General features: G+C 62.0%; 18 protein-coding genes. 5 read left to right on the top strand and 13 right to left on the bottom strand.

What is annotated here, in order from left to right:
- Positions 1-122: 122 nt before the first annotated feature.
- The 13 genes from HZB53_00595 to HZB53_00535 form a co-directional block, all read right to left on the bottom strand.
- Positions 123-413 carry a hypothetical protein gene (locus HZB53_00595; protein MBI5876120.1) on the bottom strand — a complete coding sequence of 97 codons (291 nt, stop codon included), beginning with the start codon at positions 411-413 and terminating at the stop codon, positions 123-125.
- A gap of 212 nt (positions 414-625) precedes the next feature.
- On the bottom strand, positions 626-1,471 hold the full coding sequence (locus tag HZB53_00590) for a sortase (protein ID MBI5876119.1): 846 nt from the start codon (positions 1,469-1,471) through the stop codon (positions 626-628).
- Between the two features lie 5 nt (positions 1,472-1,476).
- Entirely contained in the window at positions 1,477-2,331 is an 855-nt protein-coding gene (locus tag HZB53_00585; GenBank protein MBI5876118.1) for an alpha/beta fold hydrolase, read from the bottom strand.
- Between the two features lie 136 nt (positions 2,332-2,467).
- Positions 2,468-3,532, bottom strand: coding sequence for a membrane dipeptidase (locus HZB53_00580; GenBank protein MBI5876117.1), 1,065 nt, complete (start codon positions 3,530-3,532; stop codon positions 2,468-2,470).
- A gap of 29 nt (positions 3,533-3,561) precedes the next feature.
- A complete protein-coding gene (locus HZB53_00575; protein MBI5876116.1) occupies positions 3,562-3,915 on the bottom strand; it encodes a DUF1801 domain-containing protein in 354 nt (117 codons plus the stop codon).
- A gap of 113 nt (positions 3,916-4,028) precedes the next feature.
- Positions 4,029-4,322, bottom strand: coding sequence for a GIY-YIG nuclease family protein (locus tag HZB53_00570; GenBank protein ID MBI5876115.1), 294 nt, complete (start codon positions 4,320-4,322; stop codon positions 4,029-4,031).
- Positions 4,323-4,448: 126 nt separating this feature from the next.
- Positions 4,449-4,922, bottom strand: a complete 474-nt coding sequence (locus HZB53_00565) for a VOC family protein (GenBank protein MBI5876114.1) — start codon at positions 4,920-4,922, stop codon at positions 4,449-4,451.
- A 208-nt stretch (positions 4,923-5,130) separates the two neighbouring features.
- A complete protein-coding gene (locus HZB53_00560) occupies positions 5,131-5,538 on the bottom strand; it encodes a Zn-ribbon domain-containing OB-fold protein (GenBank protein MBI5876113.1) in 408 nt (135 codons plus the stop codon).
- A gap of 89 nt (positions 5,539-5,627) precedes the next feature.
- Positions 5,628-6,785: a thiolase domain-containing protein gene (locus HZB53_00555; GenBank protein ID MBI5876112.1), complete on the bottom strand. Its 1,158-nt coding sequence runs from the start codon at positions 6,783-6,785 to the stop codon at positions 5,628-5,630.
- Positions 6,786-6,852: 67 nt separating this feature from the next.
- Complete coding sequence (locus tag HZB53_00550) at positions 6,853-8,433, bottom strand: DUF4173 domain-containing protein (GenBank protein ID MBI5876111.1); 1,581 nt, start codon at positions 8,431-8,433, stop codon at positions 6,853-6,855.
- Between the two features lie 190 nt (positions 8,434-8,623).
- Entirely contained in the window at positions 8,624-9,679 is a 1,056-nt protein-coding gene (locus HZB53_00545; GenBank protein MBI5876110.1) for a hydroxymethylglutaryl-CoA synthase, read from the bottom strand.
- A gap of 323 nt (positions 9,680-10,002) precedes the next feature.
- On the bottom strand, positions 10,003-10,611 hold the full coding sequence (locus tag HZB53_00540; protein ID MBI5876109.1) for a histidine phosphatase family protein: 609 nt from the start codon (positions 10,609-10,611) through the stop codon (positions 10,003-10,005).
- A 100-nt stretch (positions 10,612-10,711) separates the two neighbouring features.
- Entirely contained in the window at positions 10,712-11,974 is a 1,263-nt protein-coding gene (locus tag HZB53_00535) for a hydroxymethylglutaryl-CoA reductase, degradative (GenBank protein MBI5876108.1), read from the bottom strand.
- 548 nt (positions 11,975-12,522) lie between these two features.
- On the opposite strand from HZB53_00535, the gene HZB53_00530 reads away from it, so the two are divergent.
- The 5 genes from HZB53_00530 (at position 12,523) to HZB53_00510 (ending at position 17,037) form a co-directional block, all read left to right on the top strand.
- Positions 12,523-13,416 carry a hypothetical protein gene (locus tag HZB53_00530; GenBank protein MBI5876107.1) on the top strand — a complete coding sequence of 298 codons (894 nt, stop codon included), beginning with the start codon at positions 12,523-12,525 and terminating at the stop codon, positions 13,414-13,416.
- Positions 13,417-13,428: 12 nt separating this feature from the next.
- A complete protein-coding gene (locus HZB53_00525; GenBank protein MBI5876106.1) occupies positions 13,429-13,914 on the top strand; it encodes a hypothetical protein in 486 nt (161 codons plus the stop codon).
- 166 nt (positions 13,915-14,080) lie between these two features.
- Positions 14,081-15,082, top strand: coding sequence for an RHS repeat-associated core domain-containing protein (locus HZB53_00520; GenBank protein MBI5876105.1), 1,002 nt, complete (start codon positions 14,081-14,083; stop codon positions 15,080-15,082).
- Between the two features lie 74 nt (positions 15,083-15,156).
- A complete protein-coding gene (locus HZB53_00515; GenBank protein MBI5876104.1) occupies positions 15,157-15,732 on the top strand; it encodes a hypothetical protein in 576 nt (191 codons plus the stop codon).
- 369 nt (positions 15,733-16,101) lie between these two features.
- On the top strand, positions 16,102-17,037 hold the full coding sequence (locus HZB53_00510; GenBank protein MBI5876103.1) for an RHS repeat-associated core domain-containing protein: 936 nt from the start codon (positions 16,102-16,104) through the stop codon (positions 17,035-17,037).
- The last annotated feature ends 538 nt before the right edge of the window (positions 17,038-17,575 follow it).

Genomic DNA, 17,575 nt, shown 5'->3' with positions numbered 1-17,575 from the left:
GCGGTTGTCGCTGGGAGGCTGGCTGGATTGGGTCATGCTTCATGCTACTCATTCCCACTCCGCAGTGCAAATTGCCACCTTTTACCCCTTGACAACGCCACTTTTACGCTAACCTATGACAATTAGGCTTGCCCCGGCCCATCCGTGGCAACCGCAAGGGTTGCCCCTACGAGGGCGCGCTGCGCATCCAGCGCCGCCGCAAGCGCGTCCGGCGCGGTGGCGAACGCCACGCAGAAGGCGTCGCCGACGATTTGGAAGACGTAGCCGTGGTGTGTCTCGGCGGCAGCACGGAGGATCGCGTGGTGGCGCTGGCGCGCGGCTTCCCACTCGGTGGGGTGCGCCTGCGCCAATCGGGTGCTGCCCTCGATGTCCGTGAACAGGAACGTGACTGTGCCGGTGGGCGGCGTAGTCATAATGACCTCAACTGCATAGACGTGCGCCGATAGGTCTCCAAGTTTCGATTGTGCGACATAATAGGGTTGGAGTACGCAAAAGTCAACTCCAACATATCGGAGGAACTGGTATTCGCGAGGACGAGCCGCCGGACGATGGCCGCCGGCGGTACGGTGCGGCTTTTTGACGAGCGCGAAGCACTTGCGTCCTCTCGCGAATGCTTCGCCCCTACCTACGACGCCGGCTTCGCCACGATAATGACCCGGTACGTGTTCGACGTGTACGGCCAGCAACTGACGAGCGTCAGCCGCACATCGGCCGTCGGGCCGATCCAGACGGCGTTCTGCAGGCGCTGCTCCATCGGCACGCCTTTCTCTTTCACCAGCAGCTTCTGCGCGACGATGTAGCGGTACGGCTGGTTGTCGGCCAGCACGAATACCTCATCCCCGCTCTTCAGGTCCGACAGATTGCGGAACACTTCACCGTTGATGTTGTTGTGGCCGGTCATGACGGTGTTGCCCGGCGCGCCCGGCAGAGCCGAGGTGTTGTGGTAGCCCACCGCATAGTCGGCCACCTGCCACTCGCTGACCAGTTGGCCGTCCTGCTCTGTGACCTGCGTGCTTACCTCGACGATCCGGCTGTCCACGCCGATCGCCGGAATGATCACGCGCGCGGGCGCTACCGGCGCCGCCCCAGCCGGAAACGCGCGGGCGCGGTACTGCGCCAGCTCGGCCGCCAGTTTGCGCTCGTCGAGCTTATCCTGCTGCGCCTGCCGGCCTTCGTCGGGCGCGGGTGTGCCGGCCGAGTGCGGCTTCGTTTCCGGCAGCACCACGAGTGCGGGCGTCGCGGCTGGGGTCGGCGTCGGCAGCGCGCTCGACGCGCTCGCGACCGGTGCGGACGTCGGCGTAGCCGGCAGCGGTGGCGGCGACACGGCCGGGGCCGTCCCGTCAATCACGACTGCATCGGCGGGCAGCGGCGGCGTGGCCGGGTTGTAAGCGTTCCAGGCGATCAGCGCGGCCGCGCCAATCAGCGCGAGACCGGCCATATTCAGGACGGCGATCAGGATACGGTGCATCATGCCTCTCAGCGGCCAGCCAGAAATTCGAGCACCACGCGATTGAAATCGTCGGGCCGCTCGGTCATTGGAAGATGCCCGCACGGGTCGAAGATGACCGCGCGGGCGTTCGGTATGCGCTTCGCGGCGCGGTACGCGTGCGCCAGCGGCAGCAGCCGGTCCTGCTTGCCCCACACGACCAACGTCGGCGCCTTGATCTCGCGGAGCCGATGGGCGAACTGATGCTTCTGCCCGAGCAGGTTGATACCCCAGCGCATCATACGCGCGGCGGTCAGCATCGTATGCGGGCGGCAGACATTGATGTAGAACTCCTCCACCACTTCGTCGGTGACCTTTGACGCGTCGGCAAAGAAGATCTGCCCGATCCAGTAGCGCAGTTGCACGCGGCTCATCGTCACCGCGAACGCGCTCGGTGGCGGCATGGGCGACACCGACATGAGACGCATGCGAAAGTTGACGCCGCGCCCCAGCCCGGCCGCGTCGACCAGTACCAGCCGGTCCAGCACCTCTGGCCGGTCGAGCGCAATCGTGAGCGCGACCAGCCCGCTGCCGGATAGCGCCATGATACTGGCCCGCTCCAGGCCCTGACTGTGCAGGAAATCGACTACGAGATCGCGCATGAACGCCGAGTCAAATGCGCGGTCGTCGGGGGCGGATAATCCGTGCCCCGGCCCGTCCAGCGCCCAGACGCGGTGCGCCCCCATCAGGCCGGTGATCGTCGCGCGCCAGTGCTCCGCGCAGCCGTTCAGACCGTGCAGCAACAGTACCGGCGTGCCGCTGTCGCCTGCCTGCCAGTAACGGAGGCGGATGCCCTGGATCGTCACATAGCGGTCATCGAACTGCGGCGTAGCCTGTGCGTTCATACGAGTCTCGCGAGTCTCGCTCATCAATACGTCTGTGCCAGCCACTTTCGATTATATCGGCCAATGTGAATCGGGGTAAACGAAAATACCCCACCGGTCTCGTAGACCGATGGGGTGTCGCATGGATATCCCAGCGTTACGCCGACTTGGGGAGCGCGGCGCGCAGGAAGTTGAGCCAGTTGGCGCTCAGCACCGCCTCGCGCGCCGCTGGCGGAACCACGTCACCGATTTTGATCAGGTCGGCTTCGCTGTCGATCTCGGCCGGGCTTTCTTCCAGCCCGAACCCGCCGTCCAGATCGGAACCGATTCCGACGTGATCCCAGCCGGCGACGGATGCGATATACTCCGCGTGCCGCCGCACGTGCTCGTCCAGCGTAACGCGCACGCCGTTGCCTGGCCGCCAGCGCGGTTCGAGGAACTTGTTGTAGAGCACCAGGCCGATCACGCCGCCGCGCCCGGCCACGGCGCGAATGACGCCGTCGCTCAGGTGGCGGTCGGTCGGCGTCAGCGCGCGCGCATTCGCGTGCGAGGCGCAGACGCGCGGGAAGCCCATGTCGAGCCCCTGCCAGACAGCGCCCTCGGCCAGGTGCGCAATGTCCCACATGAAACCGATCTCGGCCATCCGTTCGAGCAGCGCGACGCCGTCGGCGGTCAGACCGCCCGGCCGCACTGCCGGCAGGCCGCTGGCGACGCCGGTGCCGTACTTTGTATCGCCATACGTCACGCCGATTATGCGCAGGCCACGCTGCCACCAGCGCAGCAGATCGCTCACGTTCACGATCGGGTCGGCGCCCTCCATCAGCAGCACGAGCCCCGGCTTGCGGTCGTCACGCCACAACAACAGGTGGTGCTCCAGGTCGGTCGCCGACTTGAGCAGGCGCACGCGCCCCTCGGCCTGCCAGCGCTCATACAGCGCGATCTGCGACAGCGCCTGCGCCTCGGCCTCTTCCGCGGTTCGGTAAATCGCCGACGCTGGCACGTGGTCGATCCCTTTCACATCCTCGGCGAGGAAACCGGCGGTGACGGTTGCGCAGGCGACCGCGATGCCGCCCCGTTCCATCTCCGGCAGGGTGACGGTCGCCTGCCGCTCGCGGCGGTTCTCGACGCGCCGGCGCTCGGCGATGCTTGCCGTCATGTCCAGGCCGAACAGCGTGACGTTCTCGGCCAGGTCAAGGTGCCCGTCTACAATCGGAATGTCCATACTAGCAACTAGTGACTAGCGACTAGCAACTAGACATCCATCTTCACGGCCTGCTTGATATAGTATCGCAGCGCGGTGGCATTGGCGTCCGCGATGCTCTTGATCTTCACGTGCTTTGAGCTTTTGCCGACGCCCCGAAGCATATCATATTTGTCGTCAAACTGCGCGCCGCGCGAGAACGACAATGTGATGTCCTTCTTGGTCGGGCTGATGACCGCGATGATCCGCTCGGTCTTGTACGCCGGGATGCCGTAGCTGATCAGTTCCTGTGCTTTCGGCGCATTCTCCTTCATCAGCTTGCGGATCAGCGCCACCACCGGCCAGAGCTCCGGCAGCACTTTCGCTTCTACAAACTCGTCAACGGTCCTCGGCTTTGCAGGCATTTCACTCCTTCGACCATCACGGGATCCCAACACGTCATGCCCGCGAAAGCGGGCATCCAGAAAGCAGCTCGATAACCAACACAATTTGCGTAAACGAGGCAACCACATCCTATTCAGACCAACTCATCTGAAAGATCGCGCCATTGCGGATTGGCCCGCTCGATCAACTCGATCTTCCATGCGCGATTCCATTTCTTCAACTGCTTCTCGCGCTCAATGGCTGCGCGCATATCGTCAAAGACCTCGTAGTACACCAGAATATGCACATGATACTGGCGTGTGAACCCCACGACCTCGTCATTCTTATGCTGCCAGACCCGCCGCGACAAATTACCGGTTACGCCAACATAGAGCGTACCATTCCTTTGACTTGCAAGGATGTACACCGCCGGCTGCTTGGTGGTCATGGCAGGTAATGATCTGGATGCCCGCGGTGCTCTGCGGCCTCACGCCGCAGAGCGTTAACCGCCCGCTGGCCCGAAGCCAGCGGGCAACGCGCGGGCATGACGATGCTGTAGCCCTCGAATATTGCCCTACCCTCCGTCGTACGCCCGCTGCAACTCCGCGATATCCAGCTTGCCCATCTTCAGCATCGCCTGCATCACCCGGCCGGCCTTCAGCGGGTCGGGGTCGCCCATGAGCTCGCCCAGCGCGGTCGGCACAATCTGCCACGAGAAGCCGAAACGATCCTGCAGCCAGCCGCACTGATCTTTGTGGCCGCCTTCGGAAAGTTTCTCCCAAAGGTGGTCCACTTCGGCCTGCGTCTCGCAGTTGACGAGGAATGAGACGGCCGGGGTCGGCTTGTACTGCGGGCCGCCATTCAACGCCATGTATTCCTGACCGTTGATCTCGAACATGGCGACCATAACCTGGCCGGCCGGGCCGGGCCCGCCCTCGCCGTAGCGGGACATCGACAGGATTTTGGCGTTGGGGAAGACGGACATATAGAGACTGACCGCTTCCTCGGCGTTGCTGTCGAACCAGAGACACGGGGTGATCTGTTTCATGCGGGGCTCCTCCCTGGGTGAGTAAATTGGGCGCATAACGCGTGCTGCGCCAAACGATTCGCCGTACCCTCACAGATTAGCACAATTGTTCTATGTTGTCAATTAGCGGAGGCTGCACACAATGGCGCGGCGGGGTGGCGTGCCACGGCACAACAAAAGCGCCTTCGCACGCATGGTGGAGGGCGCACCGATTCTGCTCACTATGGGGTCAGGACTGCAACAGCGGCCTGAACTTGTAGCCGTACTCGATCGCGCCGAGTTCGCCCTCCTCACCCAGCACGCGCGTTACCATCTCCACCAGCTGGCCAATTTCGGCTTCGCCCGGATCGATGTCGGTCAACTGCGCCGTGATGATCGGTCCCTCGGCCAGCTTGACGAGCGCCACCGTGTACGGCAGGTCCTTGTCGAAGCCGTGCGGCGCCTGGTACATCACCGAATACGAATAGATCTCGCCGCGGCCGCTAAACACGTACGGCGTAAACTGGTCGCCCTTGCAGTTCGGGCAGATCTCCTTTGCGGGGAAGATCTTCTCGCCGCACGCGGCACACTGCGCGCCTTCCAGCCGGTAGCGCTGGTCGCGCAGCCGCCAGATCTGCGGCAGATGGGTTTCGGGCATACGTCCTCACAGTCCAGCCAACGATTTACACTCCCATTCTATATGACACCTCACAGGTCGCCAAGACCTGTGAGGTGCAAATATGATTCCTACCGCCACGCTTCCAGGATGTGCGTCGTCACCGTCGCGCCGCTGCCGCCGATGTTCTGCGTCATCGCCAGCCGCGCGTCCTGCACCTGGTTGTGCCCCGCCTCGCCGCGCAACTGCATCGCCGCCTCGACGACCTGGTACAGCCCGGTCGCGCCGACCGGATGGCCGCGTCCCTTCAGGCCGCCCATCGTGCTGATCGGGTGCTTGCCCTCGATGCCGATGTCCTGGGTCAGCGCCAGCCGCACACCCTGCCCACGCTCCGCGAAGCCGGCCGCTTCCAGCGACAGCGCGGCCATGATCGAGAACGCGTCGTGCAGCTCGAACAGGTCGATGTCGGCCGGCGAGACGCCCGCCACCTCGTACGCCTTGAGCGTCGAGCGCTTCGCGGCGTCGAGCGTCAGAATGTCGCGCCGCTCGGCGATGGCGATCGAGTCGGTCGCGGCGGTCGACGCCTTGATGCGCACCGGCTTGTCGGCGAACTCGCGCGCCAGCGGGTCGGACGTGATCACCACCGCTGCCGCGCCATCGGCCATCGGCGACGAGTCGAGCAGGTTGATCGGCGTCGCGACCATCTTCGCCTTCTCGAAGTCATTGGCGCTGACCAGATGGTGGAACATGGCGTACGGGTTGCCGGCCGCGTTCTGGTGCGCGTTGACGGCGAACTGCGCGAAGTCGCTCTTCTTCCAGCCGAATTCGTACATGTAACGCTGCATCAGCAGTGCGTTGATCGCCACGAACGAGAGGCCCTGCGCGGCTTCCAATTCGCCGTCGGCGGCGCTGGCCAACCCGTTGGTCATTCGGCCCGGTGCGCGGTCGGTCATCTTCTCGACGCCGCAGACGATCACGGTATCGTGCATGCCGCCCGCCACCGCCAGGTACGCCAGCCGCAGCGCGTACGCCGCCGAGCCGCAGGCCGCCTCGATCTTGGCCGCCTCGACGCCGCGCAAGCCCGCCGCGTCGGCGATCAGCGGCCCGAGGTGCGCCTGGCCGGTCGCCTCGCCCGACAGCATGTTGCCGATATAGAGCGCGTCGGCCGTCTCCATGTGGGCGTCCTTCATCGCGGCGCGGATGGCGTCCACCGCGAGGGTCCGAAGGCCCTTCTCCCAGATCTCGCCGACCGGCGTCTGGCCGATACCGATAATTGATACGTTGCGCATGATGATTCTCCTTGCTCTCCGAATACGTTGCAGGTCAACGGGCGAATCGCCCACTATCAATTACAGATCAATTGCGGCGGAGCGGGTAGACGGCTTCGTACTCCAGCAGGCGCTCTCGCTGCGCCAGCAGGGCGTCGATCGCCTGCTTGCGGCCCCAGTGGTATGACGGCCACGACGCATTCTCCAGACGCCGGTACAGCGTGTCCATCTGCAGGTGCATCGCCCCGCCCAGCGCGGTCCGATCCACACCCTGCACTTCGTCAAAGCTCGCCATGAATACAGGCGCGGCGTCCGCGCTCATGCCCGCCGCATACGCCGTGTCCAGTTTGCCGGTCTCGAAGTAGCGCTGGACGTTCAACTGCGCAATGGTCGCGTCGGGGTTCAGCAGGTTGAAGCCCATCAGCGAGACGATCAGCGAGATGAAGCCGCCGAAGGCGAATACCTGCCGCCGGTCCGCGACGATCTCCACCACCTTCAGGACGAAGACCGCGCCCATCCAGAGCATGAACCAGTGCGTGTAGAGCCGCAGGCTCGTGTACCCGTATGCGCTCTCGTACAGGCTCATGCGCAGCGTCGCCGAGACGAGCACGATCAGCACCAGCGCGATCAGCAGCAGGCAGAGCGCCTTGAAGGCGCGCGCGGCCGCCGGGCTGGCGCGTTTCGTCAACCAGTCCAGGCCGAGCAGCAGCCCCATTGTCAGGATCGCAACCGCGACCAGCTCGAAGAAGCCGCGCCGCGCATATTCGGCGTAGGTGAAGCCGTCCACATGGATATTGGCGTTGCCGCCGAACAGGTAGGTGAACTGGATGCCGACGAACACCACGAACAGCGCATTCACGGCTGCCAGCACGGTGCCGCCCTCGATGACGCCGAGCGTCAGCGGCGCGGCCAGCGGCTTCTCCAGATCGGGCGACGGCTTCGCCTGGTGCGCCCGGTTCAGCGCCATCACCAGCGCGCCGCCGCAGATCCACATCACGAAGCCGATCCAGACCGCCTGCCAGAACAGGTCCGGCAGCGAATCCAGCCGCACGATGTCGCGCACCGTCTGCGCGAAGATGGCGTCGGCGGAGGCGAACAGCGCGCCGAAGACGATCACCAGCGGCAGCGCCAGCAGCAGCCCGACCAGCACACGAATCGCAACCTGCCCGCGCCCGCTGTGCTCGCCCGTGCGCGCCAGCAGCCAGCCGACGAGCGGGAAGGTGCTGAATGGCGCCGTGAGGCTGCCGATCAGGACCGCCAGCGGGTACGCCGCGACGGTCAGGCGCTCCAGCGGGTTGGTGCCGAGCGTGAAGTAGAGCACGCCGAGCAGCAGCAGGCAAGCCAGCACATTGAGCGCGGTCAGCGCCGGCTCGTCGCGCACGAAGACCATGAACGCGAAGAACAGCAGCGGCGCGGCCACCCACAGGTTGCGCCGCACGAAGCGCGCCTCGCCCGCGCGCGCGAACAGATAGGCCATCGTGCCGACCAACAGCGCGACGAACAGCGGCACCGAGAGGCCCCACTCGCGCTTGTAGAACAGCACGTCGGCGGCGATGCCGAGCAGCAGCACCACACCCGACAGGCGCAGTCCCGCTTGCGGCAGCCATTGCGGCGCGGTTTCCGCCGGCTGTGCGGCGGCCGCGGTCGGGATTGAATTGGCAGCTTGCATGATGTGCTCCGAAATACTTCCGACGTAGGGACAGGTCTTTGACCTGTCCACGGGGCAGGACGGCCCCTGCTATTCCTTATCCGCGTATAACGCGAATCCGCACGAATAAGAAATCGGATTCATTCGAGTTTCTTTGTGTCATTTCGTGGACAAAAGATTAGCGAAGATTCGCGTTATTCGCGGATCCACTTTAGTTCATCAGGTACTTTTCGCGGTAGCGCGCGTACATCGCGTAGTCGATATGCTTGCGGCGCTCGATGTAGCGGCGCGTGCTCGGCGCACGGTCCTGCCGCTCCAGCACCTGCTCGGTCATGACGAACGAGAAGGCGTCGCTGCCCGCGCCGGAGCCGAACGAGACGAACAGGATGCGGTCGCCCGGCTTGGCAATGTCGAACACGGCGGTCGTGCCGATCATGGACGAGCCGGAGTAGGTGTTGCCGATATCGCCGACCAGCAGGCCGGCCGCAATCTGCTCGCGCGTGAAGCCGAGCTGCTTGGCGACTGTCTGCGGGAACTTCAGGTTCGGCTGGTGGAACACCGCGTAGGCGTAATCGCGCGCGGTGCGGCCCAGGTCGCCCAGCAGGCGCTCGGCCGCGCCGGTGACGTGCGTGAAGTAGGCCGGCTCGCCGGTGAAGCGGTTGCCGTGCTCCGGGTAGTGCGCGTGCTGGCGGCGGAAGAAGTCCGGCGTGTCGGTGACGTACGAGTACGACGCTTCGAGCACGGCCAGCGAGTCCTCGGCCGGCCCGACGATCATCGCCGCGCCGCCCGCCGCCGCCGTGTACTCCAGCGCGTCGCCCGGCCGCCCCTGCGCCGTGTCCATGCCGATCGCCATCGCGTAGTCGGCCATGCCCGAGCCGACGAACGCGATCGAGGCTTGCAGCGCCTCGGTGCCCGCCTTGCACGCGAACTCCCAGTCGCCCGCCTGCGTGTTCGGCACCGCGCCTATCGCCTGCGCCACGATCGTCGAGGTCGGCTTGACGGCGTACGGCTTCGACTCCGTGCCGACCCAGACCGCCCGCAGGTCGCCGGCCGCAATGCCCGCGCGTGCCAGCGCGTTGCGCGCCGCCTCAATACTCATCGTCGCCGTGTCCTCGTCGGGACCCGGCACCGCTTTCTCGCGGATCGGCAGCGCTTCCTGTGTGCCGCGCCAGACGCGCGCAATCTCTTCGGCCTTGATGCGGAAGCGCGGCACATAGGCGCCGTATCCGGCAATGCCGACCGCGCGATTGGGTTTCATGATTTTCATGTGGTTCTACACTCCACTTCCACCAGATCAGTTTGCGGACTGCCAGGCGCGTTCCCCACGGCAGCCCACCGGTACCCCAGATAACCAGCACGTCATTCCGGCGAAAGTTGGTGATGCGCCGGGGGCGCGCACCCCGCGCATGAGAATAGTCCTGCCAATGGTGGGACGGGTCTTTGACCCGTCCAGTCGGCCAGGTCAAAGACCTGGCCCTACCACAGGATGCGATCCATTTTCATGGGAGCCGGAATCCAGAGTCCGTGACTGGGCTCCGGCGGAAGCCGGAGCGACAGTCGTAGCGCATGGGGCTCAGTTCTCCAGGCCCGCTACGCCTTCGCGTTCGGATCGGTGTATTCGACCTGCACGGGCAATTCGCGCCCCGGCTCGAACGTGAACGCCGTCACCGACGCGTGACCGATATACGTATGGCCCTTGTACTGGTGCAGATCGGTCAGCGGACGCCCCTGGCCCCACAACGTCAGGATGATGACCGGGTCGCCGTGCGCCACCCACACGACGTCCTGGCCCGAGTGACGCCTACGCGTCAGCGACAGCTCCTTCAGCATCCGATTCAGGATGTCCTCGCGGCCCTCGTCGCCCGGATGGCGGCGATTGTCGTAGAAGTTCCAGCCGATCGACTGCAGTACCGCGCGCGGCTCGCCCTGGTACGACGTCTTCACCTCGATCAGCCGCCGCGTGATGTGCACCGGCGCCTGCGGGTGGTAGTTTTGCAGAATCTTCGCCGTCTGCCGCGCCCGCAGCATCGGGCTGCTGTAGAGCGCCTTGATCGGCTTGCGTTTCAGGTAGCGTGCCGTCGTTTCGGCTTCCTGCACGCCGCGCTCGCTGAGCCGGAAGCGCGGCAACCGCGCATACAACACATCTTTTGGGTTATACACCTCGCCATGCCGCACAAAATACAACGTCGTCCGTTTCATGGTCACCAAGTTCAAGAATCCACCACAAAGACACAAAGGCACAAAGAACAGCCAATCTTATAAAGGTTTTCTTTGTGTCTCTGTGTCTTTGTGGTTCGATTTAGCCTTTGGAAGTTGAGAGTTGGTCTTTTTCCCCATTGGGATTTGGGTTTTGGGATTTGGGATTTTGTTTTCTGGCGTGCAGCCGCATGTGCCCCTTCTGGATCCCCTCGGTTGCCAGCGCGCGGATCGCCGCGAAGTTCTGCGCCAGCCCAACCGCCGCGATGATGCCGGCCAGTTCCTGCGCCGACTCGACGCCCAGGATGCGCAGGTTCGCCCGCGCCGTCGGGTGCGCCTTCGTCGTGCCGCCCACCGTGCCGATCGCCATCGGCAGTTCAATCGAACCGGTCAGGTAGTCGTAGCCGCTGTGCCCGTTCGCGCCGCGCTCGATGCCCCAGGTCGTCATTGAGCGGTAGCGGCCGTCGCGCGCGGCGTATGCATGCGCGCCCGCTTCGATCGCGCGCCAGTCGTTGCCGGTCGCCAGCAGCACCGCGTCGATGCCATTCATCACGCCCTTGTTGTGCGTCGCCGCCCGGTACGGGTCGGCGTCGGCGAACGCCCAGGCCGCCACGATCCCTTCGGCCACCGCCGCACCGTCCAGCGTCTCGCTCTTCAGTTCGGTGAGCGGGATGCGGCAGCGCGCGCCGGCCATGCGCCGGTCCGTCAGGTTCGAGAGGATGCGCAGCAGCACACGCCCGCCGGTCAACGCCTCGATCGCCGGGGCCAGCGCCTCGGCCGCCGTGTTGACGATGTTCGCACCCATCGCGTCGCGCACGTCGACCAGCAGATGCACAATCAGCATCGGCCCCACGGCCGTCTGCGGCAGCAGCCGCACCTCGATATCACGGGTACCGCCGCCGCGCACCACCAGGTTCGGGTGCGCCGCGTCGGCCTGGGCGATCAGGTCGGCCTTGGCCGCCAGCACGCGCGCCCGCGCCGCGTCCAGATCGGGCACGTTCAGCACCTGCACCTGCGCGATCATGATCGGCTCGTCGGCGTGCGTCTCGTAGCCGCCGCCGGTGCGCGCCAGCTTGGCCGCAAACGAGCAGGCCGCCACCACCGACGGCTCCTCGATCACCATCGGGATCAGGTACTCTTTGCCGTTTATGAGGAAGTTGGTCGCCACCGCCAGCGGCAGGCTGTACCGCCCGATGGCGTTCTCGACCATCTTGTCGGCCAGCCCGAGGTCAAGCCCGCCATCCTCAATCGACTGGAAATCAACCTCATCCAGCACCGCCCATTCCGTAATGAGTTGTGTACGGTCGGGCATCGACTTCCTGTAGAAGCCATCCAGCCTTGAGGTTCGCGCTAATCGAGTTGACATAATCACAGTTCCGATCACCTGCCGCTCCAGCCTACCAACCAATCTGTTTATCGATAGGTATCCTTCGCAGATGGGCCAGAGGCAGTGTGAAATATAGCACAACTTAGCCTCCAAAAGCTACCAGGATGCTGTCTCGGGCTGTCCACAGGCAAGGAGTGAGCGTGACAGGCTGATATTGTGTCACGCTTCATAGATGATCAATCAACTTAACGTTCTATTGACTCGGCAATCCGTTCCGGGACATCATCAGTAAAAAGTAGTCCACTCAAGGGGCAAGTTGCTTACGGGGAAGAGGAATTCAAGGCTGCGTTCATCGCTTCGGCTTACCACACGTCCGGAACATGACACATTACCGAATACCAGACAACTTTATGCCACAGTATTGACAAACGCACTCGATGCGTACTATTCTTTGTGCATAGCAGCCACGCTTCGACAAGCTCAGAGCAGGCCGAGGCAGCGTCTCGCTGACGACGGACAGCGCAGGGGCCGTTGTGAGCGAGCAGAAGTTCACCGCCTGGGGCGTAGTGCGCGCGGCGACCGGCGCGATGCCGACGGATGTCGGATATACAGGCCAAAGGGCCGACTCGTCAACGGGCTTGATGTACTACAGCGCGCGCTACTACGACAGCGCACTAGCACGCTTCGTCAGCGCCGACTCCATCGTCCCCGGCGCGGGCAACCCGCAGACGCTGAACCGCTACAGCTACGTGTTGGGGAATCCGCTGAAGTACACGGATCCGAGCGGGCATGCCGCATATGATGATTCGACTGGCACCGAAATCTGCGATGCAGAATGCATCACGCGACGAATCAACGATTGCAATGGATCTCACCCCTGCTATGAGCAGGAAGTTGATTCGGCGATCACGTGGATCTACGGCTACCTCAACGAAGGCGAAGAGATTTTCGGCAATAATACACGCCACGTTCTCGCAGGATTCGACAACGAACTTACGCCAATCAGCGGTGCGAAATCTATTCATGCGGGGCGACTGAGCAATGACCAATGGACAGCCTTTCTCATGGACGCAATGGAGGGCGCTCCTGCTCTTGCTGCCGGAGTTCGCAACATTGTATCTGGTGCGGCCGAGGATGCTGGGGCGGCGCTCGCCGGAATTGCAAACCTAGCGAATCCGAATCGACCTGGTAAATTGGGAGGCCCTTTACATCGAGCAACAGTCGAACAGATCATCCAGGAAATCGAGGCGAGTGGCGGTACTTGGGATACGGAATATGGGGTTCTCACGCCCAATGGGATCAAGTCCAAGCGGTATGTCGATGTCGTCGAATTGGGCGTAGACGGAACTCCGACTACGTTCTACCAAGTCGGAAGGCAGACTCAAGCAGGACTGCCGGTTTCTCGTGAACGCATCGCTATCGCGGACATAAAGAATGCGCTCGGTAGCGCCATAAACGTGATATTTCGACCATATAGATAGGAGGCTTCCCAGATGGGACGTCAGGTGAACTTTTATATACTTCAGGCCGATCGCGAAGAACTTCAGACGATGCTTCAGAAAAGGGGCAATGTCGCATTTCTACCGTGGATCTCAACGACGGCTACTATTCGGCCGGTACCGACTTTGGCTGATGCGAACTGGATAAGCAGAAACATTGACATTGCATCTGTGGTCCTAAAATACGTCCAATCGCAGAGCCATTGGCTCGTGGATGAGGCGCGCTCGCCGGTAATAAAATTCTCTCCAGGTGGTTTGAGTGGCAGCGAGATTATTAGGGGACGATTTCACTTTGAACTTGGATTCTACGATGCCGATGGCTATTGGGTGACTAAATCACCTGAGTTTGTTCAATGGGCAGACAGAATCTTACGTTGGGTGTGCAGACATTATGTGAAGGAATCGCATGGACTCGCATACATCGGCCCATACGCCGATAAGGGTGTCAAAGATGGTGTTTATCGCTTGCGGATAATTTAGTGCTTCATCGAGACCACGCTCACCGGCACGCAGCGAATTACCAAAACTTATTACAGCGCGGGCGCGAAGCTGATCGCGATGCGCGCCTGCCCTGTGCCACGCGGTGAAGCCGCGTCGGCGCGCGTAGCGCGCGGCACAGGGTGATGACCGGCGCGGTAAGTGCGCTATACTTCGTGCATACCGATCACCCTTCGACAAGCTCAGGGCAAGCCTGGGCAGCGTGTCGCTGACGACAGACGGCGCAGGGGCGGTCGTGAGCGAGCAGAAGTTCACCGCCTGGGGCGTGGTGCGCGCGGCGAACGGCGCGATGCCGACGGATGTCGGATATACAGGCCAAAGAGCGGATGCGTCAACGGGCTTGATGTTCTACGGCGCACGCTATTACGACGCCGCGCTGGCACGCTTCGTCAGCGCCGACACGATCGTCCCCGGCGCGGGCAACCCGCAAGCGCTGAACCGGTACAGCTACGTCCTCGGGAACCCGCTGAAGTATACGGATCCGACGGGACATTGTGCGATCGCAGACGACCGTTGTCTTGAAGAAAAACAACATTTCGAGATGGAATACCGGCTTACATTGAACGGAGACATTCAGATCGAAGATATCATCAATCTTCGTGACGCGTTCGAACTCGTCGCATACCATTCGAGCACTCAGATCGTATACGCTGCACTGAAGGGAGTAGCTATTATCAAGTGGGCTGATTCGATGGTTTTGCCCATCTGCCAGAGACCCGCAAATGCGTGCCAAACACACATGACGATCAACCTGTTTGCCAAGAACTTTGCGTTCAACCGCTACGACTTCTCAGCGTTCAGAATCTTTTTAGGTACGATTGCCCATGAATTCGCTCACCTGTGGGATTCCCGCACACCAGGCAGTGAATCACATGGCGGCATCTGGGAAGCGATGGGTCGCAAGACGGGAAGTGATTGGGTAAACTGTGACGAAGACGACTGTGAAGGCGAGCACTGGAAGTGGAGACTAGGGCCCGAGGGCCCACAAATACGAAATAGCTGGGCACGAGAAAACCCTTGGGAGGATTGGGCCCGGTCATTTGAGCTATGGGTTGTTTACGATCAGGACCTCCTAGACCGCACCTACACAGGGGACCAGTGGCGAGCTCGGCAGCAATTCATAGCGACCTGGATTGGCAAACATCAATAGTACAGCGAAGCTGACGGACCCTGTGGGGCGGACTATGTCCGATACCCCCAGCGGTGTTTGGAGAGACCGGCCGTATGAAGTTGCAATCAAGATATCTGAGTGTAATATGCCTATTGCTGGGCGTTGGAGTAGTGGGCAATCAGTTGCTCACTGGCTGTGTAGCCTTCTCGTTACCCGTGGAGCCAACTTCGACACCACCGGCTTTCCCCTCTCCTCAATGGTACACCGGTCCCACTGTGCCCGATCCGCGCATCGCCAGGTTGCGCGAGGAATACGGGATTGTGTTAAGTAATCAGAATTGCGCTGCCCCGTGCTACAACGGTCTGGATAGTAAGATAGCGCTCGCTCGGTTTGTCGAGCTTCTGGGGCCGCCGATGAGGGTGTATTCAATCTATGAACTGAGTGCCTATCGCTTCAACGTCGTTCTCGTCTATGTGAAGGAAGGGATGCTCGTCTATGCCCAGCGGCCGTTGTTTGAGCATGACGTTTATAGCAACGAAATGACACCCGATATGTCGGTGGACCGCATTGATCTCTTGCGCTCGCGCACTTTGAAGGAAATGGATCAGGAGTTGACTGAGTGGAGAGGATTGCACAACAGAATCGAGCGTGCTCAGGAATGGCGAGGGTTCGGACCTGTTCCCCCTTGACCCACGCGTAGAAACCCACCGGTTGTAACCTTATTGACAATGGGCAGCACGGCTCCGGGCAAGGCTTCGCCGCGGTAGGCGATCTAATCTGTTCGAGCGATATCGCCTCCTACCGCAACGGCGCCTCGATGCTGATCGCCATGCGGGCCTGCCCTGTGCCACGCGGTGAAGCCGCGTCGGCGCGCGTAGCGCGCGGCACAGGGTGATGACCGGCGCCATAAGTGCGCTATACTTCGTGCATACCGATCACCCTTCGACAAGCTCAGGGCAAGCCTGGGCAGCGTCTCGCTGACGACCGACGGCAGCGGGGCGGTCGTCAGCGAGCAGAAGTTCACCGCCTGGGGCGTGGTGCGCGCGGCGAATGGCGCGATGCCGACCGACATCGGCCACACCGGCCAGCGGCTCGATGCCTCAACCGGCTTGATGTTCTACGGCGCGCGCTATTACGACAGTGCGCTGGCACGCTTCGTTTCTGCCGACACGGTCGTCCCCGGCGCGGGCAACCCGCAGGCGCTGAACCGGTACAGCTATGTCCTCGGAAACCCGCTGAAGTATACGGACCCGAGCGGGCACAGACAGACCTGTGATGGAGGGGATTGTGGCGATCCATGCCAGTTGGACAACTCGTGTACTCCCCCGGGCGACCAAGGTCCGCCTAACGGCGGTGGCCCGCTGCCACCGTCAGGTAACCCGATTCCACCAGGCGGTTCCACCACTTCCCCGCCCGTGCTATCCAATGGAGAGCCGAAGGAGACGACCATTGGCGCGTCATCTGCGCGGAGGCGTGTTATCAGCGGTCAAGCAGTGTTTTCCTTTGTCAGTGGATCGACCGCCCAAATGGACGAGGTGCCATGTATGGTTCCGATGTTTTGTGTCTCGCGGCTTCTTTGGGCGCCTTCAACGATTCAAGAAGACAAGTTGGATTACTCGCTTCAAGTAGAACTCCTTGACAATGGGGATCCAAATGGTAGTTGGTCGGTGCGCTTCCTTTCAGAACAGTTCGTGGGTGATGTTATGGTAGATCGGCAGATAGGACTTACAACGTACGATATCTTCAGAAATTCCGAGGTGGAAGTTGCTAGGCTCAGGGCTGTGCGCGGGCAAAATAACGGGGGAGGGACTTCGTTGCTGCCGGCGGATCCAACAATCACCGTACTTCGTGCGCCGCTACAAGGTGGCAACGGTCCATTTCCATGTTGTGGTAGTCCAGGGGGCCTAAATATCACGTTGTACTCAGCCGTGCACAATACGGAGGGCAGTGCTTTGCGGCGATCCTACGGAACCCTCCGAATCAACCTTAGGTGAGCCGTTGTGCACTGATTTCACTGCGTAGAAATGGGTGCGAGATGGCAATTCGCACTTCAGTGAAACATGGCGTTCCCATGAGTTGGCGGCCTGCGTCGTTGCCTACCAAGTGGTGCATTCAGCAAGTTGAAATGCAATGATGCGGCTTCGGGACACGAGGGTCATCATGGCAGAAGTCAAGTTGAAATTGCACACGTTGAGAGCGCAGGATACGGCGGAAATCGAACGACGCGCCAACGCCCAGACGTTGCCCGCACGTAGCGTCGAGCGCGCGCATTGTCCGCACTTCGCAGGCAGGGTACGGTGTGTCGAAGATCGCCGAGCGACGGCAGTGTACTTGCGTGATGGCCATGAGGTGACTGACCCACTTCAATGCACAGGGTTTTGCCGGACTCGACAATAGACTCTATTCAAAATAAGGTATCCTACTATGCATGTTGAGTTACGAGACGCTCAAAAGGAACCCTAAAGATTTTCTGACACTGACCGGGCTAACGCGTCGCGAGTTTGATGAACTCGTGGTTGTTTTTGCGTTGTG

This window comes from Chloroflexota bacterium, from assembly GCA_016235055.1.
In the GTDB taxonomy this organism is placed as follows: Bacteria; Chloroflexota; Anaerolineae; order JACRMK01; family JACRMK01; genus JACRMK01.
The sequence above is the reverse complement of the archived record's forward strand: the minus strand, read 5'-3'. Positions and strand labels throughout refer to the sequence as shown.

Coding starts and splice junctions, on each gene's coding strand:
- HZB53_00585 (MBI5876118.1), bottom strand. CDS start 2,331: ATGAACGCACAGGCTACGCCGCAGTTCGATGACCGCTATGTGACGATC.
- HZB53_00560 (MBI5876113.1), bottom strand. CDS start 5,538: ATGCCCGAAACCCATCTGCCGCAGATCTGGCGGCTGCGCGACCAGCGC.
- HZB53_00580 (MBI5876117.1), bottom strand. CDS start 3,532: ATGGACATTCCGATTGTAGACGGGCACCTTGACCTGGCCGAGAACGTC.
- HZB53_00595 (MBI5876120.1), bottom strand. CDS start 413: ATGACTACGCCGCCCACCGGCACAGTCACGTTCCTGTTCACGGACATC.
- HZB53_00540 (MBI5876109.1), bottom strand. CDS start 10,611: ATGAAACGGACGACGTTGTATTTTGTGCGGCATGGCGAGGTGTATAAC.
- HZB53_00545 (MBI5876110.1), bottom strand. CDS start 9,679: ATGAAAATCATGAAACCCAATCGCGCGGTCGGCATTGCCGGATACGGC.
- HZB53_00575 (MBI5876116.1), bottom strand. CDS start 3,915: ATGCCTGCAAAGCCGAGGACCGTTGACGAGTTTGTAGAAGCGAAAGTG.
- HZB53_00590 (MBI5876119.1), bottom strand. CDS start 1,471: ATGATGCACCGTATCCTGATCGCCGTCCTGAATATGGCCGGTCTCGCG.
- HZB53_00530 (MBI5876107.1), top strand. CDS start 12,523: ATGCCGACGGATGTCGGATATACAGGCCAAAGGGCCGACTCGTCAACG.
- HZB53_00555 (MBI5876112.1), bottom strand. CDS start 6,785: ATGCGCAACGTATCAATTATCGGTATCGGCCAGACGCCGGTCGGCGAG.
- HZB53_00550 (MBI5876111.1), bottom strand. CDS start 8,433: ATGCAAGCTGCCAATTCAATCCCGACCGCGGCCGCCGCACAGCCGGCG.
- HZB53_00525 (MBI5876106.1), top strand. CDS start 13,429: ATGGGACGTCAGGTGAACTTTTATATACTTCAGGCCGATCGCGAAGAA.
- HZB53_00535 (MBI5876108.1), bottom strand. CDS start 11,974: ATGTCAACTCGATTAGCGCGAACCTCAAGGCTGGATGGCTTCTACAGG.
- HZB53_00565 (MBI5876114.1), bottom strand. CDS start 4,922: ATGAAACAGATCACCCCGTGTCTCTGGTTCGACAGCAACGCCGAGGAA.
- HZB53_00515 (MBI5876104.1), top strand. CDS start 15,157: ATGAAGTTGCAATCAAGATATCTGAGTGTAATATGCCTATTGCTGGGC.
- HZB53_00510 (MBI5876103.1), top strand. CDS start 16,102: ATGCCGACCGACATCGGCCACACCGGCCAGCGGCTCGATGCCTCAACC.
- HZB53_00570 (MBI5876115.1), bottom strand. CDS start 4,322: ATGACCACCAAGCAGCCGGCGGTGTACATCCTTGCAAGTCAAAGGAAT.